Origin of the sequence: Variovorax sp. Sphag1AA (assembly GCF_014192575.1) — a bacterium.
GTDB lineage: Bacteria > Pseudomonadota > Gammaproteobacteria > Burkholderiales > Burkholderiaceae_C > Variovorax.
The window spans coordinates 758,181-781,989 of sequence record NZ_JACHYC010000002.1; the positions used below are offsets into that span (position 1 = coordinate 758,181).

The 23,809-nt window shown below is 64.7% G+C and carries 26 protein-coding genes; 4 read left to right on the top strand and 22 right to left on the bottom strand.

From position 1 onward, the window contains the following. Positions 1-184 precede the first annotated feature (184 nt). Both FHW64_RS10135 and FHW64_RS10140 read left to right on the top strand, forming a co-directional pair. Positions 185-1,006 carry an alpha/beta fold hydrolase gene (locus FHW64_RS10135; RefSeq protein WP_184525598.1) on the top strand — a complete coding sequence of 274 codons (822 nt, stop codon included), beginning with the start codon at positions 185-187 and terminating at the stop codon, positions 1,004-1,006. A 174-nt stretch (positions 1,007-1,180) separates the two neighbouring features. Continuing rightward, positions 1,181-1,717, top strand: a complete 537-nt coding sequence (locus FHW64_RS10140; RefSeq protein ID WP_184525599.1) for a GAF domain-containing protein — start codon at positions 1,181-1,183, stop codon at positions 1,715-1,717. Positions 1,718-1,735: 18 nt separating this feature from the next. Here the strand turns inward: FHW64_RS10140 and FHW64_RS10145 are convergent, their stop codons facing one another. Genes FHW64_RS10145 through cyoA form a run of 7 tightly spaced genes read right to left on the bottom strand, consistent with a single transcriptional unit; the run spans position 1,736 to position 8,497 of the window. Next, positions 1,736-2,278: a response regulator transcription factor gene (locus tag FHW64_RS10145; RefSeq protein ID WP_184525601.1), complete on the bottom strand. Its 543-nt coding sequence runs from the start codon at positions 2,276-2,278 to the stop codon at positions 1,736-1,738. Next, positions 2,262-3,623, bottom strand: coding sequence for an ATP-binding protein (locus tag FHW64_RS10150; RefSeq protein WP_184525603.1), 1,362 nt, complete (start codon positions 3,621-3,623; stop codon positions 2,262-2,264). Before FHW64_RS10150 ends, FHW64_RS10145 begins: the two co-directional genes overlap by 17 nt. Beyond that, positions 3,607-4,392, bottom strand: coding sequence for an SURF1 family protein (locus FHW64_RS10155; protein ID WP_184525605.1), 786 nt, complete (start codon positions 4,390-4,392; stop codon positions 3,607-3,609). The genes FHW64_RS10150 and FHW64_RS10155 overlap by 17 nt, the downstream gene beginning before the upstream one ends. Continuing rightward, positions 4,392-4,796 carry a cytochrome o ubiquinol oxidase subunit IV gene (gene cyoD / locus FHW64_RS10160; RefSeq protein WP_184525607.1) on the bottom strand — a complete coding sequence of 135 codons (405 nt, stop codon included), beginning with the start codon at positions 4,794-4,796 and terminating at the stop codon, positions 4,392-4,394. Before cyoD ends, FHW64_RS10155 begins: the two co-directional genes overlap by 1 nt. Continuing rightward, on the bottom strand, positions 4,793-5,434 hold the full coding sequence (gene cyoC / locus FHW64_RS10165) for a cytochrome o ubiquinol oxidase subunit III (RefSeq protein WP_184525609.1): 642 nt from the start codon (positions 5,432-5,434) through the stop codon (positions 4,793-4,795). The genes cyoD and cyoC overlap by 4 nt, the downstream gene beginning before the upstream one ends. Beyond that, positions 5,427-7,430 (bottom strand): cytochrome o ubiquinol oxidase subunit I, encoded by a 2,004-nt coding sequence (gene cyoB / locus FHW64_RS10170; protein ID WP_184525611.1) that lies wholly within the window; start codon positions 7,428-7,430, stop codon positions 5,427-5,429. Before cyoB ends, cyoC begins: the two co-directional genes overlap by 8 nt. A 2-nt stretch (positions 7,431-7,432) precedes the next feature. After that, positions 7,433-8,497: a ubiquinol oxidase subunit II gene (gene cyoA, locus FHW64_RS10175; protein ID WP_184525613.1), complete on the bottom strand. Its 1,065-nt coding sequence runs from the start codon at positions 8,495-8,497 to the stop codon at positions 7,433-7,435. Between the two features lie 148 nt (positions 8,498-8,645). Here cyoA and FHW64_RS10180 point away from each other — a divergent pair, with 148 nt between their 5' ends. After that, on the top strand, positions 8,646-9,986 hold the full coding sequence (locus tag FHW64_RS10180; RefSeq protein ID WP_184525615.1) for an MFS transporter: 1,341 nt from the start codon (positions 8,646-8,648) through the stop codon (positions 9,984-9,986). Between the two features lie 48 nt (positions 9,987-10,034). Here FHW64_RS10180 and FHW64_RS10185 read toward each other — a convergent pair whose 3' ends face one another. After that, on the bottom strand, positions 10,035-10,589 hold the full coding sequence (locus tag FHW64_RS10185; RefSeq protein WP_184525617.1) for a DedA family protein: 555 nt from the start codon (positions 10,587-10,589) through the stop codon (positions 10,035-10,037). Positions 10,590-10,693: 104 nt separating this feature from the next. Between FHW64_RS10185 and FHW64_RS10190 the strand changes: the two genes are divergently transcribed. Next, positions 10,694-11,740, top strand: a complete 1,047-nt coding sequence (locus FHW64_RS10190; RefSeq protein WP_184525619.1) for an FUSC family protein — start codon at positions 10,694-10,696, stop codon at positions 11,738-11,740. Position 11,741: 1 nt separating this feature from the next. On the opposite strand, the gene FHW64_RS10195 is transcribed toward FHW64_RS10190, so the two are convergent. The 14 genes from FHW64_RS10195 to FHW64_RS10260 form a co-directional block, all read right to left on the bottom strand. Beyond that, the gene (locus tag FHW64_RS10195; protein ID WP_184525621.1) at positions 11,742-12,065 is read right to left on the bottom strand and encodes a hypothetical protein; all 324 of its coding nucleotides are present in this window, start codon (positions 12,063-12,065) and stop codon (positions 11,742-11,744) included. 62 nt (positions 12,066-12,127) lie between these two features. Further along, a complete protein-coding gene (gene mnhG / locus FHW64_RS10200; RefSeq protein WP_184525623.1) occupies positions 12,128-12,487 on the bottom strand; it encodes a monovalent cation/H(+) antiporter subunit G in 360 nt (119 codons plus the stop codon). Between the two features lie 13 nt (positions 12,488-12,500). Continuing rightward, complete coding sequence (locus FHW64_RS10205; RefSeq protein ID WP_184525625.1) at positions 12,501-12,779, bottom strand: K+/H+ antiporter subunit F; 279 nt, start codon at positions 12,777-12,779, stop codon at positions 12,501-12,503. After that, complete coding sequence (locus FHW64_RS10210; protein WP_184525627.1) at positions 12,776-13,273, bottom strand: Na+/H+ antiporter subunit E; 498 nt, start codon at positions 13,271-13,273, stop codon at positions 12,776-12,778. Before FHW64_RS10210 ends, FHW64_RS10205 begins: the two co-directional genes overlap by 4 nt. Continuing rightward, entirely contained in the window at positions 13,270-14,925 is a 1,656-nt protein-coding gene (locus FHW64_RS10215) for a monovalent cation/H+ antiporter subunit D (protein ID WP_184526315.1), read from the bottom strand. The genes FHW64_RS10210 and FHW64_RS10215 overlap by 4 nt, the downstream gene beginning before the upstream one ends. Positions 14,926-14,966: 41 nt before the next feature. Then, on the bottom strand, positions 14,967-15,320 hold the full coding sequence (locus FHW64_RS10220; protein ID WP_184525629.1) for a Na+/H+ antiporter subunit C: 354 nt from the start codon (positions 15,318-15,320) through the stop codon (positions 14,967-14,969). Further along, positions 15,320-18,265: a monovalent cation/H+ antiporter subunit A gene (locus FHW64_RS10225; RefSeq protein ID WP_184525631.1), complete on the bottom strand. Its 2,946-nt coding sequence runs from the start codon at positions 18,263-18,265 to the stop codon at positions 15,320-15,322. The genes FHW64_RS10220 and FHW64_RS10225 overlap by 1 nt, the downstream gene beginning before the upstream one ends. Before the next feature lie 37 nt (positions 18,266-18,302). Next, the gene (crcB, locus tag FHW64_RS10230) at positions 18,303-18,680 is read right to left on the bottom strand and encodes a fluoride efflux transporter CrcB (RefSeq protein ID WP_184525633.1); all 378 of its coding nucleotides are present in this window, start codon (positions 18,678-18,680) and stop codon (positions 18,303-18,305) included. Positions 18,681-18,707: 27 nt separating this feature from the next. Then, positions 18,708-20,021 (bottom strand): TRAP transporter large permease, encoded by a 1,314-nt coding sequence (locus FHW64_RS10235; protein WP_184525635.1) that lies wholly within the window; start codon positions 20,019-20,021, stop codon positions 18,708-18,710. 21 nt (positions 20,022-20,042) lie between these two features. Further along, entirely contained in the window at positions 20,043-20,639 is a 597-nt protein-coding gene (locus tag FHW64_RS10240) for a TRAP transporter small permease (RefSeq protein WP_184525637.1), read from the bottom strand. A 3-nt stretch (positions 20,640-20,642) separates the two neighbouring features. Then, complete coding sequence (locus tag FHW64_RS10245; protein ID WP_184525639.1) at positions 20,643-21,611, bottom strand: TRAP transporter substrate-binding protein; 969 nt, start codon at positions 21,609-21,611, stop codon at positions 20,643-20,645. A 174-nt stretch (positions 21,612-21,785) separates the two neighbouring features. Then, on the bottom strand, positions 21,786-22,139 hold the full coding sequence (locus tag FHW64_RS10250) for a helix-hairpin-helix domain-containing protein (protein WP_184525641.1): 354 nt from the start codon (positions 22,137-22,139) through the stop codon (positions 21,786-21,788). Between the two features lie 116 nt (positions 22,140-22,255). Next, on the bottom strand, positions 22,256-23,440 hold the full coding sequence (gene lapB / locus FHW64_RS10255; RefSeq protein WP_184525643.1) for a lipopolysaccharide assembly protein LapB: 1,185 nt from the start codon (positions 23,438-23,440) through the stop codon (positions 22,256-22,258). Further along, a complete protein-coding gene (locus FHW64_RS10260) occupies positions 23,430-23,750 on the bottom strand; it encodes a lipopolysaccharide assembly LapA domain-containing protein (protein ID WP_184525645.1) in 321 nt (106 codons plus the stop codon). Before FHW64_RS10260 ends, lapB begins: the two co-directional genes overlap by 11 nt. Between the last annotated feature and the right edge of the window lie 59 nt (positions 23,751-23,809).

The following is a 23,809-nucleotide window of genomic DNA, read 5'->3' on the forward strand; positions in this document are numbered from 1 at the left end:
ACGCAAGGTGCGCGCCAGCTTATAGCGCGCGGAATGCAGGTATCGCTATCCGTCGTTGGTCGTATGTGTAACGCGTCGCGGCGCTTCCAAAAACGGGGTCGCTCGTCTACGCTCGCCTGCCGCGCCCGATCGGGCGTGCGCATCTCACTTCCATCCCTCCCAGCACAACCACGGAAAGGAACGCATGAGCACCATCACCACCAAGGACGGCACGCAGATCTATTACAAGGACTGGGGCAAAGGCCAGCCGGTCGTCTTCTCCCACGGCTGGCCGCTCACGGCCGATGCGTGGGATGCGCAGATGGTCTTCCTCGGCGAGCGCGGTTGTCGCGTCATCGCTCACGACCGGCGCGGGCACGGCCGTTCGAGCCAGCCCTGGGACGGCAATCACATGGATACGTACGCCGACGATCTGGCCGAGCTGATGAACAAGCTCGACATCAAGGACGCGGTGATGGTCGGCCACTCCACCGGCGGTGGCGAGGTCACACGCTACATCGGCCGGCATGGCACATCGCGCGTCTCGAAAGCCGTGCTGCTCGGCGCGGTGCCGCCGCTGATGCTCAAGACCGCCGCGAATCCGGGCGGCCTGCCGCTCGAAGTGTTCGATGGCATCCGCGCAGGCGTCACTGCCGACCGCTCGCAGTTCTTCATGGACCTGACGATGCCCTTCTATGGCTACAACCGTCCGAACGCGAAGGTGTCGCAAGGCGTGCGCGATTCGTTCTGGCTGCAGGGGATGATGGGCGGACACAAGGGCCTGCTGGACTGCATCAAGCAGTTCTCCGAGACCGACTTCACCGAGGACCTGAAGAAGTTCGATGTGCCCACGCTGATCGCGCACGGCGATGACGACCAGATCGTGCCGATCGGGGCCGCGGCCATGCTGTCCTCGAAGCTCGTCAAGGGCTCCACGCTGAAGATCTACCCCGGCGGCTCGCACGGGCTGGCCACCACGCAGGCCGACGAATTCAACGCCGATTTGCTGGCTTTCATCAAAGGCTGATCGCGACTTGCCAACATGCGGGGCCACTGCCTGTTTCCGAGGCAATTCAGTGGCAACCCGCATGGGGCCGAGCTCTGCGCCCCGGCCTCCACGCGCTACACACAACGTTATCCACAAAACCCCGGTACAAGTCGGCGCGCCTGAAGGCTAGGATCGCGCGACTAGAGGGCAAAAATGGACAACAAGACATCCCAGGGTGACCCCGACGATCTGGAGACCTGGTCGTCGCGAATGGCGGCGATCACGCCGGACATCCACACGCACGGCAACCTGACCGAGCGCAGCATCGCGAGCCTGCTGCGCATGGTGCGCGAGCAGCTCAATCTCGAAGTCGTGTTCGTCGGCGAGTTCGTGGATGACCACCGTGTCTTCCGCCACATCTCCTCGAAGACGATCGACGCGATCATCAAGCCCGGCCAGGGCCACCCGCGCATCGAATCGATCTGCCAGCGCATCGTGGATGGCCGGATGCCCTGCATCATCCCCAACGTCACGCCCATCCGGGTCGCGAACGGCCTGCCCGAGTACTACCACGGCATGGGCGCGCACGTTGGCGTTCCGGTGCGCTTCACGGACGGCAGCCTGTACGGCGTGCTTTGCGGATTCAGCTTCGAGCCGCGCGCTGATCTCGACGAGCGCGACGTGAAGCGACTGGAGATGGCTGCCAAGGCAGCCGCAAGGCTTCTCGCTCAGGCCGAAGGGCGCGAATGAGCCGCTGGCCGTGACGGCCTATTTGACCTGCTGCTTGCCCAGCTTGCGCGCCAGGGTCCGCCGATGCATGCCGAGCCGGCGCGCGGTTTCCGAGATGTTGAATCCGGTCTCGGCGAGCGTCTCGTGGATGCGCTCCCACTCCAGCGTCTTGATGGAGGTCGATCGATTGGTCAACTCGACTTCGGTGGTGCCTTCGGCGCGGCCGAAGGCGGCTTCGATGTCGTCCGTGTTCGATGGCTTGGCGAGGTAGTGGCAGGCGCCGAGCTTGATCGCTTCGACTGCGGTGGCGATGCTCGCGAAGCCCGTGAGCACCACGATGAGCATCGAAGGATCGTGCCGGTTGAGCGTCTGCACGCACGCGAGGCCCGAGGCGTCGCCGTTGAGCTTGAGGTCGACTACTGCGTAGCCGGGGGAATGCTCTTTCAGCAACTCGGCCACCTGATCGACGTTCGATGCGTGCATGACGGTGTAGCCGCGGCGCTCGAACGACCGGCCGAGCGTGCGCGCGAAGGCCGCATCGTCTTCCACGATCAGCAGCAGGCGTTCAGCTTCGGTGTCCATCGTCTTCTTCTTCGTCCTCTTCGAGCGTGATCGCGGCCAGCGGCAGCGTCAGCGTGACGACCGCGCCGCCTTCCGGACGGTTGCGCGCCGTGACGCTGCCACCGAGGGTGCGCGCCACGTTGACCACGAGGAATAGTCCCAACCCGCCGCCGGGCCGGCCCTTGCTCGATTGGTAGGGTTTCCCGAAATGCGCCAGCATCTCCGGCGCGAAACCGGGGCCGACATCCGAGACCGTCAAGGTCAGCGCATCGCCATCGTGCGCGGCCGTGAGGCCCACCCATTGCGGCGAGGCCTCCAGCGCATTGTCGAGCACGTTGCAGATCATCTGCTTCAGCGCCGAATCCGAGACCATGGGCAGGTCGTGGCCGAAGCGGTTCTCGTAGGCGAACGAGTTCGCGGCCCGCGTGGTGCGCCACTCCTCGACGAGGTCGTCGAGGAAGGTGCTGACGGTGGTTTCCTCGGAGTTCTCTCCGCGCGCCTCGCCGGCAGACAGCAGGATGCCGCTCAGGATGGTCTTGCACCGCTTGACCTGCGATTCCATCTCGATGACTTCCTCGAGCAGTTCCGGATCGGAGGTGAAGTGGGGCAGGTGGCGCCAGTCGCCCAGGATCACGGCGAGCGTGGCGAGCGGCGTGCCGAGCTCGTGTGCTGCGCCGGATGCCAGCAGGCCCATGCGGACGATGTGTTCTTCTTCGGCCGCGCGCTGGCGGAGGTCGGCAAGGCGTGCGTCGCGGCCGCGCAGGATCCGGCTGATGCGCGTGATGAACACGACCAGCAGCGCTGCGACCAGGGCAAAGCAGATCAGCATGCCGACCACGTAGGGCCTGAACAGGCCCTGGCCCGGGTCCGTCGACAACTGCAGCGGTTCGGAGAACAGCGCGAGGCCAGCGAAGCACGCGATGGTCACGCCGACCATCGTCCAGGTCGACCATGACTCCAGCAGCACGGCGGCGATGATGACCTGCAGCAGGTAGAGGAACACGAAGGGATTGGCTGCGCCACCGCTCAGATAGAGCTGTGCAGTCAGCATCCCGACATCGACCAGCAACGCAATGAACAGCTCGGTGTTGGTCACGTCGCGGGGAATGCGCCACCGCAACTGGCTGGCCGCGTTGAATGCCGCGAGGCAGGCCAGCACCGCCAGCATCTGGTCGAGCGGAAGGTGGATGCCGAAGCCGAAGTGGACGACGAGGATCGTGGCGACCTGGCCGACCACCGCGATCCAGCGCAGCTGGATCAGCTGCTGCATGTTCTTCAGGCCGGTGGCGTCGCCGAAGCGCGAGGCGGGGGCGCTTTCGGATGGAGGCAACGGCGCGATTGCCGTGGTGTCAGTCATGGCGCGCATCTTCGCGCATGCGAGCCCGGCGTACCCGGAGCTCGTCTCGCCCCACGTACCAGGCGGCGGCGACGACCATGAGCGCGAGGGCGAACCAGGTGAACGCGTAGCTCAGATGGTTGTTCGGAAAGCTGATGACCGTCAGCCCCGCGACGGGCCATGCTTGCGCCTTCGGTGATGCCGCGCTTTGACCGGCAGGGGCTGCCTCGTCGATGAAGAACGGCGCGACTTGGTCGAGTCCACGCGCGGCGGCAATGGCCTGCACGTCGCGCGAATACCAGCGGTTTGCGGCGGGGTCGTTGTGACGGAGGAAGCTGCCGCCGGGCTCGGTGATGCGCAGGAGTCCGGTGATCGTGGTCTCGCCAGTTGGCGCGTCGTCGCCGCGATTCGCGCGGTCACGACGCTCAGGCGGAACGAAGCCACGGTTGATCAGGACGATGCTGCCATCTGCGCGCTGCAGCGGCGTGAGCACCCAATAGCCGCCGCCGATCGCCGTGGTGGCCTGCACCAGGGTTTCGCGATCGAGGAGGAGGGTGCCCGTGGCGGAGACGCGTCTGTATTCGTCCGAGGCCGCGCTGACTTGCGACCACTGCCCGGGGCCTGGCGCCGCAACGGGCTGCGCGTGCACGCGCTGGTCGACCTTGTCGATGAGATCCAGCTTCCAGGCCCGCCGCTCCACCTGCCAGAGGCCGAGGGCGACGAGCCCCGTGAAGATCAGTACCGCGCAGATCCCGAGCGCGGTCAGGAAGGGCGCGGAACGGGGGCCGCGCTCGGTCATCAAGGCTTGTGGTGCTGTTCCGTCGACATGTGCGGCATCATGTTGTTGTTCATGTGGTACATGACCCACAACGAGCCGGTCAGGGTGATGACGACCACCACGACGGTGAAGATGAACGCCAGCATCGTCCAGCCATGCTGGGACTTCGAGTCCATGTGCAGGAAGTACACCATGTGCACCACGATCTGCACCGCCGCGAAGGCGAGGATGACGATCGCAGTCGTGCTGGGCTTCTCGAACACATTGCCCATCACCATCCAGAAGGGGATCGCCGTCAGGATGACCGACAGCACGAAGCCCGTGACGTAGCCCTTGAAGGTAGCGTGCGGTGCGCCGTCGTCGTGGCCATGGTCGTCATGGTGATCGTGGCCGTGCTGGTCGGAGATTGCGTTGTGCGCGCTCATGGCAGCACTCCCATCAGATATACGAAGGTGAAGACGCCGATCCACACCACATCCAGAAAGTGCCAGAACATCGACAGGCACATGAGGCGACGGCGGTTCTCTGCGATGAAGCCGTGCTTGGCGACCTGGCCCATCAGCACGATGAGCCAGATGATGCCGAAGGTGACGTGCAGGCCGTGCGTGGAGACCAGCGCGAAGAACGACGACAGGAACGCGCTGCGTTGCGGGCCGAAGCCTTCGTGGATCAGGTGCGAGAACTCGTAGAGCTCGATGCCGATGAAGCCAGCGCCCAGGAGGCCGGTCACGACCAGCCAGATCATCACGGCCTTTACCTTGTTGCGCTGCATCTCGAGCATCGCGAAGCCGTAGGTGATCGACGACAACAGCAGCAGCGAGGTATTCAGCGCGATGAGGCGCAGATCGAAGAGTTCGCCGCCCGAAGGACCGGCTGCATAGCTGCGTCCGAGGACGCCGTAGACCGCGAACAGGCAGGCGAATACCAGGCAATCGCTCATCAGGTAGAGCCAGAAGCCGAGCAGCGTGCCGTTTTCGGGATGGTGCTCGGTCTTCAGATAGAAGCGCGAGCTGGGGCTGGCGCTCGCGGCGCCAGCGGGGGAGAGTGCGGTTGCGTCAGACATGGGCGGCCAGCAGGCGGGTACGTGCGCCTTCGGTTTGGACGACTTCCTCCGCGGGGATGTGGAAGTCGCGCTTGTAGTTGAAGGTGTGGATGATGACGGCGGCCAGCATGGCGACGAAGCCAACGCCGGCGACCAGCCACATGTGCCAGATGAGGCCGAAGCCCATGATGGTGGCGAGGGCCGCGATGATGAAGCCGGCACCGGTGTTCTTGGGCATGTGGATCGGGATGAAGCCGTCGGTCGGGCGAACGTAGCCGTGGGTCTTCATGTCGGTCCAGGCGTCGTTGTCATGCACGCGCGGCGTGAACGCGAAGTTGTAGGCCGGCGGCGGCGACGAAGTCGACCACTCGAGCGTGCGGCCATCCCACGGGTCGCCCGTGTTGTCGCGCAGCGATTCGCGGCGGATGAAGCTCACCACGAGCTGGATGATGAACGAGGCAATGCCCAGCGCGATCAGCACGGCGCCGAAGGCGGCGATCACGAACCAGATCTGCAGCGACGGATCGTCGAAGTGGTTCAGGCGGCGCGTCACACCCATCAGTCCGAGCACGTACAGCGGCATGAAGGCGACGTAGAAGCCCACCACCCAGAACCAGAACGAGCACTTGCCCCAGAACGGATCGAGCTTGTAGCCGAATGCCTTCGGGAACCAGTAGGTGATGCCGGCCAGCAGGCCGAACAGCACGCCGCCGATGATCACGTTGTGGAAGTGGGCGATCAGGAACAGGCTGTTGTGCAGCACGAAGTCGGCCGGGGGCACGGCGAGCAGCACGCCGGTCATGCCGCCGATCACGAAGGTGATCATGAAGGCGATGGTCCACATCATGGGCAGCTCGAAGCGGATGCGGCCCTTGTACATCGTGAACAGCCAGTTGAAGATCTTCGCGCCCGTCGGGATCGAGATGATCATCGTCGTGATCCCGAAGAACGAGTTCACGCTTGCGCCCGAGCCCATCGTGAAGAAGTGGTGCAGCCACACGAGGTACGAGAGGATGGTGATCACCAGCGTCGCGTACACCATCGAGGCGTAGCCGAAGAGGCGCTTGCCGCAGAAGGTCGCCACCACTTCGGAGAAGATGCCGAAGGCCGGCAGGATCAGGATGTACACCTCCGGGTGGCCCCAGATCCAGATGAGGTTGACGTACATCATCGGATTGCCGCCGAGGTCGTTGGTGAAGAAGTTCGTTCCAACGTAGCGGTCGAGGGACAGCAGGGCGAGCACCGCGGTCAGCACCGGGAAGGCAGCGACGATCAGGATGTTGGTGGCCAGGGCGGTCCAGGTGAACACCGGCATCTTCATGAGCGACATGCCCGGCGCGCGCATCTTGACGATGGTCGCGATCAGGTTGACGCCCGAGAGCAATGTCCCGACCCCCGCGATCTGGAGCGACCATATGTAGTAGTCGACCCCCACGTCAGGACTGAAATCCAGCCCCGAGAGCGGCGGGTAGGCCAGCCAGCCGGTGCGCGCGAATTCGCCGACGAAGAGCGATGCCATCACCAGGATGGCGCCGAAGGTCGTCATCCAGAAGCTGAAGTTGTTCAGGAACGGGAAGGCCACGTCGCGCGCGCCGATCTGCAGCGGCACGACGTAGTTCATCAGGCCCGTGACCAGCGGCATCGCCACGAAGAAGATCATGATCACGCCGTGGGCGGTGAAGACCTGGTCGTAGTGGTGCGGCGGGAGATAGCCGGCGGAGTCGCCGAAGGCGATGGCCTGCTGGGCGCGCATCATGATCGCGTCGGCAAAGCCGCGCAGCAGCATGATCAGACCGAGGATCACGTACATGATCCCGATCTTCTTGTGGTCGATGCTGGTGATCCAGTCGCGCCACAGGATGCCCCAGAGACGGAAGTAGGTGATCGCGCCGAGGACGGCGATACCGCCGAGCAGAACGGCGGCGAAGGTGCCGATCAGGATCGGCTCGTGGAACGGGATTGCATCCCAGGTGAGACGGCCGAAGATCAGCTTCGTCAAATCAAGATGTTCGGACATCGTTACTCTTCGATGCGAAAGTTGGTACGCGGGAGGGACATGCCGGCAGGGTCATCGACGGTGCACATGGCCGTCACGTAGCTGCGGGTCGGGGAATTCTTCTGGTCGGGCTGCCAGGGCTTGCGGGCGATGTTGTACGCGCCGTTCGGACCGCCGATGCCGCCGGTCGCGTCGATGGCCATCATCTGCTTCATGCACATCTTGTTGCGATCGACGCAGCGGTTGAGGATCGCGTCGTACAGGTCGGGGGCGACGGTGCCGAAGCGGCGCACGGGCTCGCGCTCGCTAGGCTTCTCGAGCTTCTGGTAGACCTCGCGGCTCAGCTCGGTGCTTTCTGCGCGGGCCTTCTGCACCCACTGGTCGAAGCCTTCGTTGCTCAAGCCATGGAACTTGAAGCGCATGCCGGAGAAGCCGGCACCGCTGTAGTTGGCCGAGAAGCCTTCGAACTCGCCGGGCTGGTTGATGACCGCGTTGAGCCTGGTTTCCATGCTCGGCATGGCGTAGATCATGCCGGCCAGCGCGGGAACGTAGAACGCGTTCATCACCGAGGAGGCGGTGATCTTGAATTCGATCGGACGGTCGACGGGCGCGGCGACCTCGTTCACGGTGGCAATGCCCTGTTCCGGATAGATGAAAAGCCACTTCCAGTCGAGTGCGACGACTTCGACGGTCAGCGGCTTGACATTTTCGGGGACCGGGCGGTTCGCCTCGATGCGCCGGAGAGGCCGATAAGGATCGAGCGTGTGCGTGCTGATCCAGGTGATGGCGCCCAGCGCGATGATGATCATCAGCGGCGCGGCCCAGATCGCGAGTTCCAGCTCGGTGGAATGGTCCCACTCCGGCGAATAGTTCGCCTCCTTGTTGGACTGCCGGTATTTCCAGGCAAAGAATATGGTCAGTCCGATCACCGGCACGATGATCAGTAGCATGAGCACCGTCGAAATGATGATCAGCTGGCCTTGCTGGCGGGCGATGTCGCCGGAAGGGTTCAATACCACCATGTTGCAACCCGCCAACAGGGCGAGCGGCAGCAACAGCAGTCCGCGGAGTTTGGAAAGGGGAGGCATGCCGAAGAGTGAGCTTTTGCTGGGCAAAGAGTCCAGAATCTACTTGGTTTGGCAGGTGCCGGATATTGGACGTTTTGTCCTATGGCGGCAATCCCGAATCGGTGAGAACCTCGCGGGGTCCTAGGATGACTTACGAACCTTTGCAGAAATGATGATGTCCGGCATCAGTCCCACCAACGCCCATACCGAAATCAGCGAGACCCTTCATGCAGGGGATGACCACTCGCACATCACGCCTTCCGAGATCGCTGTCGGCGTGGTCATCGGCCGTGCATCTGAGTATTTCGACTTCTTCGTCTACGGGATCGCCTCGGTCCTGGTGTTCCCGGCGGTGTTCTTCCCGTTTGAGAACCGCCTCGACGGCGTCCTTTTCGCCTTCACGATCTTCTCGTTCGCCTTTATCGCGCGGCCGTTCGGCACGTTGATCTCCATGGCGGTCCAGCGCCGCTTCGGGCGCGAGGCCAAGCTGACGATGGCGCTGTTCCTGCTGGGCATCTCGACCGCCGGCATCGCCTTCCTGCCGGGTTATGCGTCGTTGGGCACGGCTGCGATCGTGCTGCTGTCAATCCTTCGCGTGGGCCAGGGCCTGGCGCTCGGCGGCTCGTGGGATGGCCTTCCGTCCCTGTTGGCGCTGAATGCCCCTCCGAATCGCCGCGGCTGGTACGCGATGCTTGGCCAGCTGGGTGCACCGCTGGGCTTTTTCATGGCCAGCGCGCTGTTTGCCTTCCTTTACTCGAGTCTTTCGATGGAAGACTTCCTGGACTGGGGCTGGCGTTACACCTTTTACGTCGCGTTTGCGATTAACGTCGTCGCGTTGTTCGCACGCCTGCGCCTCGTGTCTACCAACGAATACGACCGTGCGCTCGAGTCCCGCGAACTCCAGCCGTCCAATGTCATGGAGATGACCAAGTCGCAGGGCTACAACATCGTGATCGGTGCGTTCGCCGGCCTCGCCAGCTACGCGCTCTTCCATCTGATCACCGTGTTCCCGCTCTCGTGGATCTCGCTGTTCTCGACCCAGTCGATCAGCGAGTTCCTCGTGGTCCAGATGGTCGGTGCCGTGCTCGGCGCGATCGGCACGGTCGCCTCGGGCCTGATCGCTGACCGCATGGGCCGTCGCAACACGCTGGGTAGCCTCGCGGTGCTGATCGCGGTCTTCAGCGGCTTCGCGCCGACGCTGCTGGACGGCGGCAAGCTCGGCCAGGACGTGTTCATCCTGGTGGGCTTCCTGATCCTTGGTCTGTCCTACGGCCAGGCCGCAGGCGCGGTGACCGCGAACTTCGAGAAGAAGTACCGCTACACCGGCGCCGCGCTGACCAACGACCTGGCTTGGCTGATCGGGGCCGCCTTCGCCCCGCTCGTCGCGCTCGGCCTGTCGTCGAGCTTCGGCCTGGGTTACGTCAGCGTCTACCTGCTCTCCGGCGCGCTCTGCACGCTTGCCGCGCTGTACGCAAACCGCGCAATCCTCGAGCGCGGCGACAACGACTGATCGACGCGGTGCCGCGCTAGCGGCCCGCTTTCTGCTGCATCCCGGACTTCAGCGCCGGGTGCGCCACTGCCTGAACAATGCAAGCACCACGGCGATTGCGAACGCCGAGGCAATCAGCGTGTGTTCATGGGGACGCAGATGGCCAATCGCGGCATGAATCCAACCCGTGACCTTGATCCCGAACAGAGTGATCACGGTGGACCAGACCACCGCCGCAACTGCGCAGAACGCCGCGTAGGGCAGCGCAGCCATGCGGCCCATTCCGAGCGTGAGCGGCATCGCGATCCGCAGACCCCACGCGAATCGCATCACGAAGATCGTCGCGACCGGGTGCCGCGTGACGAAGCCATTGACCCGTTCGACGTACGACTGGAGCTTCGGGCGTTTCGCGAGCAGCTCGGTGCCTTTGCGTCGACCGACGTGAAAGTAGAACTGGTCGGTGCAGAACGCCGCCGCGGCCCCGCAGGCGATCAGCGGTCCCAGCGACAAATAGCCTTGGTGTACCGCGAACGCGCCCAGCATGAGGATCGTTTCGCCTTCGAACAGGCCGCCGAGGAAGACGGCGAGATAGCCGTAGTTCTGCAGGAATTCGGACAGATGCATGGCGCCAATCATGCAGGCAAGCGTGCGCGAGCGGCTCGCTGCGGGCGGCATTCGTCGACAATCCGCCGGCAACTCATCCGACCCGACCCTCCCCGAGCGCATCCATGCCCACTGTCCGTGCGATCCAGGCGATGCGGCCGGTGCTGTCGGTGGCGCTGGCCGTCGGCGCTGCCCATGCGCTGGGTCTGACGGACACCTGGTGGGCCGCGATCAGCGCCTTCGTCGTGATGCAGGAGGATTTCGGCGCTTCGCTCTATCGGGGTGCGCTGCGCATTCTCGGCACGCTGGCCGGCGCGGGTCTCGGTATCGCGCTCGGATCGTTGGTGGCTGCGAACGCCGCGGCTTTTGTGTTCACGATGGGACTCGCGGCATGGGCCGGTCTTTTCGCAGCACTCCGGTTCAGGCACGGCTATGCGTGGGTGCTGTCACTGGTCACGTTCGTGATGGTGCTTTGCGAGGCGTTCAGCCTGCGCGTGCAACTCGTGCCGTTCGCGATGGAGCGTGTTTCCAACATCGTCGTGGGCACAGTGGCCTGCGTGATCGTGGCCGGCTTGACCGAGCCGCGCTTCATCGCCGCATGGTTCGGTCGCGCCGCAGCTGGCGTGGATCTCGCATCGCCACCACCTGCGTCGCCCGCCGATCGGCGCGCCGTGGCGCTGCATGCATTGGATGGTGCGATGGCGGTGGCTTTGCTGGCCATCGTGGTCGTGATGCATGACCTCCGGTCGTTTCCGCAAGCCATGGTCACTGCGATCGCGGTGCTGATCGTTCCGATCGGCGTGGACGCGAACGATGTGCACGGCTCGGTGATGCAGCGCATGGTGCAGCGCTTCGCGGGTTGCTTCGTCGCGGGCGCAGTTGCCTTCGCGCTCCTGCCGCTGGTCCAGGAGAAACCGGTGTGGTGCCAGATCGCGCTAGCGCTCGGTGTCTGGACGGGTGCCTATCTTCAGCGCGGAGCGCCCCGCCTACGTTATGCGGCCCTGCAGTTCAGTGTGGCGTTCCTCATGATGTTCGTGCAGGACCGGGGCTGGACGGTCGAACCCGAACCTGCGCTGGTGCGTCTCGGCGGTGTCTTCGCAGGTATTGCGGCGCTGGCCCTGGTGCTGCTCGTCTCAGGCACCGTTCGCGCGTTCCTGAGTCGCCAGTCGTGAGCTATTGATTGGTCGAGGGCGCGGCCGTGGGCGCGGGGCGGGGGATGGGATCGCCTTCACCCATCTGAGGCCCGCGGGCCGCCTGCGCACCGACCTTGGCGCGACGGGCACGCGCCGCGGCGCGGTCGTCCGTCGAGGTTCTCGGCCGCGTGTCGGGGATCGGATCCCCTTCGTTCACCTGCGGATTGCGCGCGGCGGCCTTCCCTTGCCGGGCGCGCTCGGTACGCGCCGCACCGCCGTCGTCGACGCCGAAGACCTGCGCCTGCGCATTCGACGCGACCAATTGGATGACGGCGAGCGCCGTCGTCAGAACGAGAGCCTTCATGGCACGAACTCCAGGAAACATTGCGATGGGATGATCCGCCTTTGCATGGCTGCGGCCAAGTCTCAGGGCTGGCGGGAATCGGCGCTGGGGACGTTGCCGCCCTTGAGCCTTTCTCGGAAAAGCGCGGCGCGCATGAGGAAGATGGTCGTCACGGGCGCGGAGAGGGCCACGAAAAGCGTGATCAGAACGGCGTGCAGAAAGAGGCTGCCGCCTTGCACCGAGAAGTAGATGATGGTCGCGAGCGTGATGCTCCAGACGCCCAACGTCGCGCCGAGCGTCGGCGGATGAATGCGGCGGAAGAAGGTCGGCAGCCGCACGAGTCCGAACGAGCCGATGGCGGCGAATGCGGCGCCCAGTACTGCGAAGACGGCGGTCAGGATCTCCGCCCACAGGGGCAGCGGACCGGCAACGATGTCGTTCATGCCTGGATCTCCTTCATTCGATGACTTCGCCGCGCAGCAGGAACTTCGCGAGCGCCGTCGAGCCGAGGAAGCCGAACAGCGCGATCAGCATCGCGGCCTCGAAGTAGACATTGCTGGTGTAGTTGATGCCCAGGATCAGCATCATGAGCATGCCGTTGATGTAGAGGCAGTCGAGCGCCATCACGCGGTCTTGCGCGGTCGGGCCGATGAGCAGGCGCGTGACCGCGCAGAGCATCGCCACCGCCAGGAGAAACAGCGCGAGCTTGAGCGCCCAGAAGAGAACTGGCGTCATGGTTCGAAAATCTCCATCAGCGGACGCTCGTAGCGCGACTTCACGAGTGCGATGAAGGCCTCGGGGTCGCGCTCGTCGAACAAGTGGATCAGCAGGCTCGACCGGTCGAACGAAATCTCGCCCCACGCCGTGCCAGGCGTGAGGCAGACGATCATCGCGAGCGCTGCGAGCGCATTAGGGTCGCGCAGTTCGAGCGGAACGCGCACGAAGCACGACTGCATCTCGTCATTGCGGCGGGTTAGCAGAAGTCGCGCGACGATCAGGGCGGACTCGACCATGTCATGGATGACCACGAAGGCCAGCTTGACCACCGTGCCGGGCCGGCGGATGCGCACGGTTCCTCGCGGCCGGAGCGATTGCGTGAGCAGCGGCACCGCGATGGCGAAGATCGCGGCCAACAACAGGGTGCCGATGTCGAGCGACTGGTTGAGCAGCAGCCAGACCACGAAGAGGCCCAGCGACAGCGGCGGGAAGGGCAGCCAGCGCTTGATCATTTCGCGGCTCCTGGTTTCGGCGCGGGGCTGGGCACTTCTCGCGCATGCAACACTGCGTCGCGATAGGCCGTTGGCGTGCGCAGCCCTTCGGCCGTGGCGACGGCATGCTGCATCGCCGGTCCGGCGCCGAGCGCCAGCGCAAGGCAGGCGGCGAGCAATACGCCGACCGGAATCACTTCGAGTGCGGGCAGCGATGGCAGGTTGTCGTGCTCCTGCGTCCAGAAGTGCCGGATGCCGGTGCGGCTGAACGCGATGAGTGTGAAGAAGCCCGACACCAGCAAGAGCACCAGGAATCCCCAGGCCGCGGGCGTGACCCGGGTTGCACCGAGCAGGCCCGAGAGCATCGCGAACTTGCCGAGGAAGCCGGAGAGCGGTGGCAATCCAGCGAGAAGGATCGTGCAGCCGACGAAGCCGAGCCCGAGGAACACGACCCCGGCCGGAATCGCGCGGCCGTAGAGCGCCTGCGCGTTGTCGTCGAGGTTCACGTTGTCCATGTGCTGCAGGTCGGCGGAAAGGAAGGGCACCTCGTCCGCTCCTTCGTGTGGCGCGACGCTCATTCCGGCATTGCGCCAGCGTTCGATCATGTCGATGAGCAGGAAGAAGGCACTCACCGCCAGGGTCGAACTGAGCAGGTAGTAGAGCGCACCGGCCCAGACGGCCGTCTGTCCGAAGCCGACCGCCGTGAGCAGCGTCCCGGCGGAGACCAGTACGCTGAAGCCGGCGAGATTCGACAGACGCTGCGTGCCCACGATACCGAGCGCGCCGACGAAAAGCGTTGCCAGACCCGTTGCGATCAGCACGGGCTGCCCGAACCCCGCAGATGGACCGGTGTCGGGAGCGAACATCAGCGTCCAGAGGCGCAGCAATGTATAGATGCCGAGCTTGGTGAGCAGCGCGAACACCGCGCCGACCGGCGAGACGGCCGAACTGTAGGCGGGAACCAGCCAGAAGTTGAGCGGCCACGCGCCGGCCTTGGCGAAGAAGGCCGTCGCGAGGATCGCCGCCGCTGCATGCACGAGTCCACGATCGGCGGGATTGATCTGCGCGATCTTCATGCCGAGGTCGGCCATGTTGAGCGTGCCGGTCACGCCATAGAGCATCGCGGCGCCGATGAGGAACAGCGACGAGGCCGCGAGGTTGATGGCGATGTAGTGCAAGCCCGCGTGAACTCGTCCGCGGCCGGAGCCGTGCAGCAACAGGCCATACGAGGCCGCGAGCATCACTTCGAAGAAGACGAAGAGATTGAACAGGTCGCCGGTGAGGAACGCGCCGTTGAGACCCATGAGCTGCAATTGCAGCAACGGATGGAAATGCACGCCCGCCCGGTCCCAGCGCGAAGTCGAGTAGATCGACGCCGCGAATGCCACGACCCCGGTCAGCGCGACCATCATCGTCGACAGTCGGTCCGCGACGAGCACGATGCCGAACGGCGCCTGCCAGTTGCCCGGGAGATAGACGCCGATCGAGCCCGGGCCGCTGCCGGTTGCCGGTGCGTTGACCCAACGCAGCAACGCCAGCGCGACCAGGAGGCCGATCAGGCCCGACACCACGCTGAGCGCCGACTTGGTCCGGCGGCGTTCCTCGCGCAGCAGCAGCATGAGCGCGGCGGTGAGCATCGGCACCAGGATCGGCGCAGCGACCAGATGCGGCATGCTCAATTCGAGCAAGCGGTCGAGCAGATGGAAGAAGCCGGTCACGGGTTGGGCTCCCGGCGTTCTTCACCGTCCACGTGGTCGGTGCCGGTCAGCCCGCGCGAAGCGAGGAGCACCACGAGGAAGAGGGCGGTCATCGCGAAGCCGATCACGATGGCAGTCAGCACCAGCGCCTGCGGCATGGGGTCTGCCGTGTTGGCGAGCGTGGCGGTGAAACCCGGCGTCAGCACCGGCTCGCTGTCGACCTTGAGGCGGCCCATGCTGAAGATGAAGAGGTTCACCGCATACGAGATCAGCGTGAGGCCCATGATGACCTGGAACGTGCGCGGACGAAGCAGCAGGTACACCCCCGATGCAGTCAGGACGGCGATGGCGATGGCGAGGACGATTTCCATCAGGCGACACCCTTCGCTGCGGCCGCGATGCGCTCGGCTTCCTTCTCGGCCTGCTCGTCGGACCAGCGGTGGCTTCGGATCGACTGGTGCGCCAGCGCGGTGAGGATCAGCATGGTGGCGCCGAGCACCAGTGCGAACACGCCGGTGTCGAAGAAGAGTGCGCTCGGCACGTGCACTTCGCCGAGCAGCGGTAGGTGCAGATGCGCGGTGTGCGTGGTGAGGAAGGGGTAGCCGAAGAGGATCGCACCGTCGCCCGTGATCAATGCGAGCAGCAGGCCTATCGCGATCCAGCGCCGCGGATAAATGCGCAGATGTTCCTCCACCCATTCGGTGCCGGACACGATGTACTGGAGCACCAGCGCCACCGACATCACCAACCCCGCAACGAAGCCGCCGCCGGGCTGGTTGTGGCCGCGCATGAAGAAGTAGACCGACACCAGCACCGACAGCGGGAGCAGCAGTCGGACGAGCACCGCCGGGACCATCAGGTAGCCGACCGCGGTGTCCTTGGCGAGGCGTGGATTGAGAAGGTCGCTGCTGCCATCGTCGCGATGCGCGCGCTGCTGCGGCGGCAGCGCCATGGATTCGGGTGCCGGACGGAAGCGGCGCAGCAGCGCATAGACCGTCAGCGCCACGACGCCGAGCACCGTGATCTCGCCGAAGGTGTCGAAGCCGCGGAAGTCGACGAGCATCACGTTGACCACATTGGTGCCGCCGCCGCGTGTCAGCGCGTTGTCGAGGAAGTACGGCGAGATGCTTTGCGGGAAGGTGCGCGTCATCATCATCCAGGCGATCGAGCCGAGGCCCGCGCCGGCAGTGATGGCGATCGCCAGGTCACGGCCGCGCCGTCCCCACTGGCGCAGCCACGTCCAGGTGGGCTCGGGCGTGGCGGTGCGCATCGGCAGCCAGCGCAGGCCGAGGAGGATCAGCACCGTCGTCACGGCTTCCACCACGAGTTGCGTGAGCGCGAGGTCAGGCGCCGAGAACCAGATGTAGGTGATGCAACTCACCAGCCCCGCTGCCGACGCCAGCATCAGCGAAGCGAGCCGGTGGAACTTGGCCTGCTGCGCGGCGGCGATCGCGCAGGTGCAGCCGATCAACCAGGTCATCGCGAACATCGGCGAGAAAGGCAGCAGCTCGCGCGATCCGCGTGCGGCCGGCGTGAAGTGGAGCGCTGCCGCAGCGCCCGCGATCGCGACGCCGACGAGCAGCAGCAACTGGATTTGCAGCCGACGCGTGCCGAGCATCCGGCGGCTGCGACGGCCGGTCTCGCTGAGGCGCGCAAGCAGGTTCTCGAAGATGCGCTGGCCGTCGAAGCGATGCAGTAGTGGCGTCGTGTCTGCAAGCACGCCGCGTTCCCGACCGCGGCGCTGCAACAGATAGAGCATCCCGCCGCCGACCAGCGCGATGACGCTCATGAGCAGAGGCAGATTGAATCCGTGCCACACCGCAAGGCTGTATTCGGGCAAGGTGCCACCGACGACAGGCGTTGCCGCTGTCGCGAGAAACGCGCCGACCGACCACGCGGGTGCAACGCCCACCACCAGGCAGATCAGCACCAGCAGCTCGACCGGCACGCGCATCCAGTGTGGGGGCTCGTGCGGTTGCTTGGGCACGTCGGGTGGCGCGCAGGGCGGGCCGAAGAACACGTCGAACACGAAGCGCGCCGAATAGGCCACGCTGAAGATGCCGGCGATCGTCGCGATGATCGGCAGACTGCGGCTCACCCACGGCGTGGCCTCGATGAACACCGTCTCCGCGAAGAACATCTCCTTCGACAGGAAGCCGTTGAGCAGTGGCACGCCCGCCATCGATGCACTCGCGATGATCGCCAGCGTCCCGGTGATCGGCATCAGCTTGAGCAGGCCACTGAGCTTGCGGATGTCACGTGTGCCGCTCTCGTGGTCGATGATGCCGGCAGCCATGAACAGCGACGCCTTGAAGGTGGCGTGGTTCATGATGTGGAAGACCGCCGCGACCGCCGCGAGCGGGCTGTTGAGGCCCAGCAGCAGCGTGATGAGCCCGAGGTGCGAGATCGTCGAATACGCCAGCAGCGCCTTCAGGTCGCGCTGGAACATCGCGACATAGCCGCCGAGCAGCAAGGTGATCGCACCCGCGCCGCTCACCAGCCAGAACCATTCCTCGGTGCCCGACAGCACCGGCCAGAGCCGCGCCATCAGGAAGACCCCGAGCTTCACCATCGTGGCCGAATGCAGGTACGACGAGACGGGCGTAGGCGCCGCCATCGCGCGCGGCAGCCAGAAGTGGAAGGGGAACTGCGCACTCTTGGTGAAGGCGCCGAGCAGCACCAGCACGAGCGCAGCGGTGTAGAGCGGATGCGCGCGGATCTCGCTGCCCGACGCGAGCACCACGTCCAGGTCGTAGCTGCCGGCGATGCGTCCCAGGATCAGTGCACCGGCCAGCAGACACAGTCCGCCTGCGCCGGTGACGACGAGCGCCATGGTCGCGCCACGGCGTGCATCGCGGCGGTGGTGCCAGTAACCGATCAGCAAGAAAGAGAAAAGACTGGTGAGTTCCCAGAACAGCACCATCTGGATGATGTTGCCCGACAGCGCCACGCCCATCATCGCGCCCATGAACGCGAGCAGGAACGAGAAGAAGCGTGGCACCGGATCGGACGGCGACATGTAGTAGCGCGCATACAGCACCACCAGCGAGCCGATCCCCAGCACGAGCATGCAGAACAGCCATGCGAAGCCGTCCATTCGGAAGACGAGATCGAGGCCGATGACGGGCAGCCAGTCGATCTGCTGGCGGATCACATTGCCGCTGGCGACCTTCGGGAAGAACCATGCCGCCTGGATCGCGCAGCCCAGCGCGACGAGGCCCGCGAGCGTCGATTCACGATTGCGCGCATTCGAAGGCAGCAGCGCGGCGAGCACGCTGGCGATGAACGGGAGTGCAACGAGAAAGACAAGGGGCATCGCGATCGATTCTATCGATCGCCCTTTGCAATCTCCGTCACGCCATGAGGTATTGCACCGTGCGGAAGCCCAGCCAAGTCAGGAGCAGCGAACCGCCAAGATGAAGCGCCACCGTCACCAAAGCGTCACCTGGTCGCCCGGCGACCATCATGCTGACTACCTCGGCGGAGAAGCTTGAAAACGTGGTGAGGGAACCAAGGAAGCCCGTGACGACGATCAGTCGCCATGCGGGGTTGATGTCGGGGAGCGCCGTGAAACCTGCGATCGCGAGCCCGACCAGATAGCCGCCGATCAGGTTCACCGCCAGCGTGCCCCACGGTAGCCAGCCGCCCGGGTTGAGCCAGATGGAGAAACCCCAGCGAAGCAGCGCGCCAACGCACGCGGAAACACAGATGACGAGGACGTTCAGCAGCATCACGCGATTGTCATCGGATTGCGTCGCCTACTTCTCCGCGCCCATCACGACGTCCGGCAGGATCGTCACGATGCTCGGGAACACGGTGATCAATCCGATGCACAACACGAGGCAGAAGAAGAAAGGAATGGACGCCTTGGCAATCACGTTGCTGTCCTTGCCAGTCATGTTCTGCAGCACGAAGAGGTTGAAGCCTACCGGCGGCGTGACTTCCGCGATCTCGACCAGCAGCACGATGAAGATGCCGAACCAGACGAGGTCGAAGCCGGCCTTCTGGATCATCGGCAGCACGACGGCGCTGGTCAGCACGATCATCGAGATCCCGTCGAGCGCCGTGCCGAGCACGAGATACACCAGCACCAGCGCACCGATCAGCGCATAGGGCGACAGATGCATGCTGTCGACCCATTCCGCGAGTTCGCGCGGGATGCCGGTAAAGGCCATGGTCTTGGTCAGGAAGGCTGCGCCCGCGAGGATGAACATGATCATGCAACTCGTGCGCGTGGCGCCCATGATCCCGTCCTTGAAGTTCTGCCAGGTGAGGCTGCGGCCCCACGCGGCAATGGCGAGCGAACCCAGCACGCCAAAGGCGGCGCACTCTGTGGCGGTGGCCCACCCGGCGACCAGCACCCACACGATGAAGACGATCAGCAGCGTGCAGGGGATCAGGTTGCCCGAGAGCTGGATCTTCTCGCGGAAGGTCGTTGGCGGATCGGCGGGTGGTACCTGGTCAGGGTTGCGCAGGCTCCACCAGCCGATGTAGCCCGAGAACAGCAACATCAGCAGAAACCCCGGCAGGAACCCCGCGAGAAAGATGCGGATGATCGACGCATCGGCCGCGACCGCGTACACCACCATCGTGATCGACGGCGGGATCAGGATGCCCAGCGTGCCCGCCGTCGCGAGCGAGCCGATCGCGAGCTTCTCGTTGTAGCCGCGGCGCACGAGTTCGGGCAACGCCACCTTGGCGATCGTCGCGCAGGTCGCCGCGGATGATCCGGAGACCGAGCCGAACACGCCGCACCCGAGGATCGTGGTGTGCATCAGCCGCCCCGGCACGCGATTGAGCCATGGCCGAAGGCCTTCGAACATCTCCTCGCTCAGCTTGGTGCGAAAGAGAATCTCGCCCATCCAGATGAAGAGCGGGAGCGCAGCCAGCTCCCATGAGGCATTCGACTCCCAGAACGAAGAGAAGAGGTTCTTGGCTGGCAGCGTCTGCGTGAAGAAGGCCTGGCCGACCCAGCCGACGATCGCGAGCGTCATCGCGATCCAGACTCCGCCGGCCAGGAGCACCAGCATGATGGCGAGCAGCAGCGCGCCCATGAGAAGGGTTTCGAGCATCGCTTGTTCTTGTTGTTGGTGTTAGACGTCGGAGGAAAAATCACCCGCCGCATGCCGCTCTTCGACCGCGCGCTGGTAGCTGGGCTTGTTGCCGCGAAGCACGCCGACCAGCTCGTCGATCATTGCGATCAGGAGCAGCCAGCAGCCGAGCACGAAGGTCGATTGCGGAATCCAGATCGGAATCACGACGAGGCCGGTGGCCATCTCGGCGAACTCGTAGCTTTCCCAGGTGAAGCTGGTGGCCGCGTAGGTCAGGTAGGACACCGAGACGACTGCGATCAACAGGCAGCCGACATCGAGCGCGCGGCGGAGCTTCGGCGAAGCGACTTCGAGCAGCAGCGTTACGCGGACGAAGTCGCCGTGGCGGAAGGCATGCGCCATCGCGAAGAAACCGCCGGCTGCACACAGCCACGCGACCACGTCATTCAGACCGCTCACATGCCAGTTCATCTGCCGGCCGACGCCGCCGAGCACCATCAGCACGAAGATGATGAACACACAGAGTGCGCCGAGCGCGCCGGCGCCGTCGTAGAGGCGGTCGAGCCAAACGCGAGCGCGGCCCGTGCGCTTTTCTTCCAGGGTGACCCCCGTGGGGCTCCCTGCCGAAGATTGCGTCATGGGTCAGTTCTTCTTGTAGGCGTCGACGATGGCTGCGCCGTCGGGGCCCGCGACCTTCAGCCAATCGGACTGCATGATGCCGCCGACCTGCCGCATGTCCGCATCCAGCTTGGGCGAGGGCTTGTGGATCTTCATGCCGCGTTCGGTCAGCAGGCGTTTGTACTCGTCGTTCTTTTCCTGAGCGACCTTCCAGCCGCGTGCCTCGGCATCGGCGGCGGCCTTGGTGACCGCCTCCTTCGTCGCCGGGTCGAGGGCATCGAAGGCCTTGGCGTTCACGAGCACCGCGTTCTTCGGAATCCACGCTTGCGTGTCGTAGAAGTTCTTGATGCTCTCGTAGGTCTTGGTGTCGTAGCCGGTCGAGCCCGAGCTCATGTAGCTTTCGATCACACCCGTCGCCATGGCCGCGCTGAGTTCGGCCTGCTGGATTTGCACCGGTTGCGCGCCGATCAGTTCAGCGATCTTGGCCGTGGCCGGGCTGTAGGCGCGCCATTTGATCCCGCGCAGGTCGGCCACCGAGCCGATCTCCTTCTTCGAGTAGATGCCCTGCGGCGCCCACGGCACCATGAAGAGCACCTTGATGCCTTGCGCGGTAAGCAGCTTTTCCATTGCCGGCTTGGAGGCGACGTACAGCTTCTTCGCGTCGGGGTAGGTCGTGGCCAGGAAGGGCACGCCGTCGAGTGCATAGATCGGGTTCTCGTTCGCGAAGTTGGCAAGCAGGATCTCGCCAGCTTGCGCTTGTCCGCTCTGCACCGCGCGCTTGATCTCGGGCGCCTTGAAGAGCGAAGCGTTCGAGTGCACGGTGATCTTGAGCTTGCCGCCGGTGGCCGCTTCGACATCCTTCGCGAATTGGACGATGTTTTCGGTGTGGTAGTTGGCGGGCGGATAGGCCGTGGGCAGATCCCATTTGGCTTGTGCGAATGCCGTTGCACCGAAAGCGAGGCCCGCGAGGGCAATGCCGAACTTGTGAATCATGAGCTCTCCAGGACGTGCTTGGTGGAAAAGTCGATGGGGAGCATACGTTGCAAGTACCGCGCCATCGCTCGGGCATTTCCCTGCCCAAGGTTGGCCGGTGCATGCGCCACCAAATGCAAAAAGGCCGCCCGAGGGCGGCCCTATGTCAGCGCATCAATTGCGCGAAAAGGAGGCTTACTGCTTGGTCGCAGCCTTGGCCGCAGAAGCCTGCGACTCGTCCTTCTTCGTTTCGTCCTTCTTCACCTTCGCGGCCGGCGCGGATTCGGTGAACGGCTTGCCGTTGACCGTGAGGCCTTCGTCGGAGAGCTTCGTGGCGGACTTGTCCTTCACGCCCTTGACGCGGGTCATGAAGTCGGCCCAATCCTTGAACTCGCCTTGATTGCGGGCTTCGATGATGCGCTTGGAGAGTGCGGGGCCGACGCCCTTCAGTCCGTCGAGCTCGGCTTCGGTTGCCTTGTTGGCATCGACGGCGGCCCAGGAGGCGAAAGCAAACAGCATGGCCGAAGCGGCCACGATCTTCTTGAACATTTTTTGATTCCCTGATTTCTTATGTGAGAAGCGCGGAGCGCTTCGCCGTTCGCAGGATGCGCGCGGCGGTCGGATGATAACGGCCTGCGCGGCGGCCTCGACGCGGCCGCTGTTGGTCAGAGTTCTTCGACGCGGCGCGGCGGATAGCTGTCCCACGCCTGGCAGCCTGGGCAGTGCCAGAAATACTGGTGCGCCTCGAACCCGCAGGCAGCGCAGCGATAGCGCATGAGAGGTCGCGTTGCCTGGTCGAGGGAGCGCTGGACCTGCGGATGGAACTGCTCGTGTTCGAACTTTTCCCCTGCAAGCCAACGCGAGGCGGCGACCAACGATGGCTGTCGCGAGAGATGCGCGATGTAGCCGTCGCGCGGCTCGGGTGGTGGTGCGTCGGCGCCCCGCGCGTCATCCGGCAACGCGGGCGTACCGCCGAGGGCGATGATGGCCTCGAGCACATCGATCGACGGCGAGGCAACGTAGCGGCGCTGCAGCAAGGCCAATGCTTCGCCCGAACGCTGGGATGCCACGGCGGCCTGCTGGAGGATCGCCGCGTACAACGGCAGCGCAAGCGGTGCGCGCTCGCTGAGCGCCTTGAGCGTGTCGAAGGCGGCGGCCGGATCGCCATTGCGCAACTGAAGCGCCGCGGTGTCGATGGCTGGGCGCGGCGCCTGCGGTGCAAGCTCCGCTGCCTGGCGAAGCAGTTGCGCTGCGCCATCCAGATCGGCAGCCGCCACGCGCTCGGAAGCCTGCTCGCAGAAATGGTGAGCGCGCCTCGTGCTGTAGCTGGCCTGCTCGGATTCGTCGAGTTTTTGTGCAACGTCTTCTGCTTGGGCCCACTCTCGCGAACGCTCGTAGATGGCGAGCAGCGAAAGCCTCGCTTCGTTCTCGTAGCGCGTGCCTTCGAGCTTCTGCAGTGCGGCCTCGGCGCGATCGAGCAGGCCCGCGCGCAGGAAGTCCTGCGCCAGCGCATGCTGCGCGCGATCGCGATCCGCGCGGCTCAAGTCACCGCGTCCGAGCAAGTGTTCGTGGACGCGCACCGCACGCTGGTATTCGCCACGGCGGCGGAACAGGTTGCCGAGGGCGAAGTGCAACTCCTGCGTATCGGCATCGTTCTGGACGGCTTCGATGAATGCGTCGATCGCCTGGTCCTGCTGTTCGTTGAGAAGGAAGTTCAGGCCTCGGAAGTAAGCCTTGGGTGCCTGGCGGTTCTCGATCTTGAGCTGTCGCAGGTCGAAGCGCGATGCGAGCCAGCCGAGAACGAAGGCGATGGGGAGGCCGAGCAGCAGCCAGCTGAGGTCAAAGTCCATGTTGGCGTACGGCAGGAAGATCGGCGGCGGAAACGGTGGCAGGTGGAGTAGTCGCTGGTGCTGGCGGCGGAACCAGCGGGGCAGGAGATTGCTGTGCCGCGGCGCTGCGGTGCTTCCACCATCCCGGCAGCATGCCCAAGGCGCCAACCACCATGCCTCCTGCAAAAGCGGCTAGGACCACCAGTACCAGCGGAGCGCGCCAGGAGGTCCCGAAGAAAAAATACACCGTCGCATCGTGCTGGTTGTTCAGCGCGAAGGCGAAGAGGGTAAAAAAAATGGCTGCCTTTAGCAGCCACAGGAGATATTTCATGCGCTTCCCCGTTGGCGGGGGAATTCTATGCCTGCATGTCGATGGACTTGCAGCGCATG

Coding starts and splice junctions, on each gene's coding strand:
- cyoD (WP_184525607.1), bottom strand. CDS start 4,796: ATGAGCGCGCACAACGCAATCTCCGACCAGCACGGCCACGATCACCAT.
- cyoA (WP_184525613.1), bottom strand. CDS start 8,497: ATGCCTCCCCTTTCCAAACTCCGCGGACTGCTGTTGCTGCCGCTCGCC.
- FHW64_RS10240 (WP_184525637.1), bottom strand. CDS start 20,639: ATGACGCAATCTTCGGCAGGGAGCCCCACGGGGGTCACCCTGGAAGAA.
- FHW64_RS10210 (WP_184525627.1), bottom strand. CDS start 13,273: ATGATCAAGCGCTGGCTGCCCTTCCCGCCGCTGTCGCTGGGCCTCTTC.
- FHW64_RS10220 (WP_184525629.1), bottom strand. CDS start 15,320: ATGGAAATCGTCCTCGCCATCGCCATCGCCGTCCTGACTGCATCGGGG.
- FHW64_RS10225 (WP_184525631.1), bottom strand. CDS start 18,265: ATGCCCCTTGTCTTTCTCGTTGCACTCCCGTTCATCGCCAGCGTGCTC.
- FHW64_RS10205 (WP_184525625.1), bottom strand. CDS start 12,779: ATGACGCCAGTTCTCTTCTGGGCGCTCAAGCTCGCGCTGTTTCTCCTG.
- FHW64_RS10215 (WP_184526315.1), bottom strand. CDS start 14,925: ATGCCGCATCTGGTCGCTGCGCCGATCCTGGTGCCGATGCTCACCGCC.
- mnhG (WP_184525623.1), bottom strand. CDS start 12,487: ATGAACGACATCGTTGCCGGTCCGCTGCCCCTGTGGGCGGAGATCCTG.
- cyoB (WP_184525611.1), bottom strand. CDS start 7,430: ATGTCCGAACATCTTGATTTGACGAAGCTGATCTTCGGCCGTCTCACC.
- FHW64_RS10235 (WP_184525635.1), bottom strand. CDS start 20,021: ATGCTCGAAACCCTTCTCATGGGCGCGCTGCTGCTCGCCATCATGCTG.
- FHW64_RS10180 (WP_184525615.1), top strand. CDS start 8,646: ATGATGATGTCCGGCATCAGTCCCACCAACGCCCATACCGAAATCAGC.
- FHW64_RS10145 (WP_184525601.1), bottom strand. CDS start 2,278: ATGGACACCGAAGCTGAACGCCTGCTGCTGATCGTGGAAGACGATGCG.
- FHW64_RS10135 (WP_184525598.1), top strand. CDS start 185: ATGAGCACCATCACCACCAAGGACGGCACGCAGATCTATTACAAGGAC.
- FHW64_RS10190 (WP_184525619.1), top strand. CDS start 10,694: ATGCCCACTGTCCGTGCGATCCAGGCGATGCGGCCGGTGCTGTCGGTG.
- FHW64_RS10250 (WP_184525641.1), bottom strand. CDS start 22,139: ATGTTCAAGAAGATCGTGGCCGCTTCGGCCATGCTGTTTGCTTTCGCC.
- FHW64_RS10155 (WP_184525605.1), bottom strand. CDS start 4,392: ATGACCGAGCGCGGCCCCCGTTCCGCGCCCTTCCTGACCGCGCTCGGG.
- FHW64_RS10195 (WP_184525621.1), bottom strand. CDS start 12,065: ATGAAGGCTCTCGTTCTGACGACGGCGCTCGCCGTCATCCAATTGGTC.
- FHW64_RS10140 (WP_184525599.1), top strand. CDS start 1,181: ATGGACAACAAGACATCCCAGGGTGACCCCGACGATCTGGAGACCTGG.
- FHW64_RS10260 (WP_184525645.1), bottom strand. CDS start 23,750: ATGAAATATCTCCTGTGGCTGCTAAAGGCAGCCATTTTTTTTACCCTC.
- FHW64_RS10185 (WP_184525617.1), bottom strand. CDS start 10,589: ATGCATCTGTCCGAATTCCTGCAGAACTACGGCTATCTCGCCGTCTTC.
- FHW64_RS10245 (WP_184525639.1), bottom strand. CDS start 21,611: ATGATTCACAAGTTCGGCATTGCCCTCGCGGGCCTCGCTTTCGGTGCA.
- lapB (WP_184525643.1), bottom strand. CDS start 23,440: ATGGACTTTGACCTCAGCTGGCTGCTGCTCGGCCTCCCCATCGCCTTC.
- FHW64_RS10150 (WP_184525603.1), bottom strand. CDS start 3,623: ATGCGCGCCATGACTGACACCACGGCAATCGCGCCGTTGCCTCCATCC.
- cyoC (WP_184525609.1), bottom strand. CDS start 5,434: ATGTCTGACGCAACCGCACTCTCCCCCGCTGGCGCCGCGAGCGCCAGC.
- crcB (WP_184525633.1), bottom strand. CDS start 18,680: ATGCTGCTGAACGTCCTCGTCATCTGTGTTTCCGCGTGCGTTGGCGCG.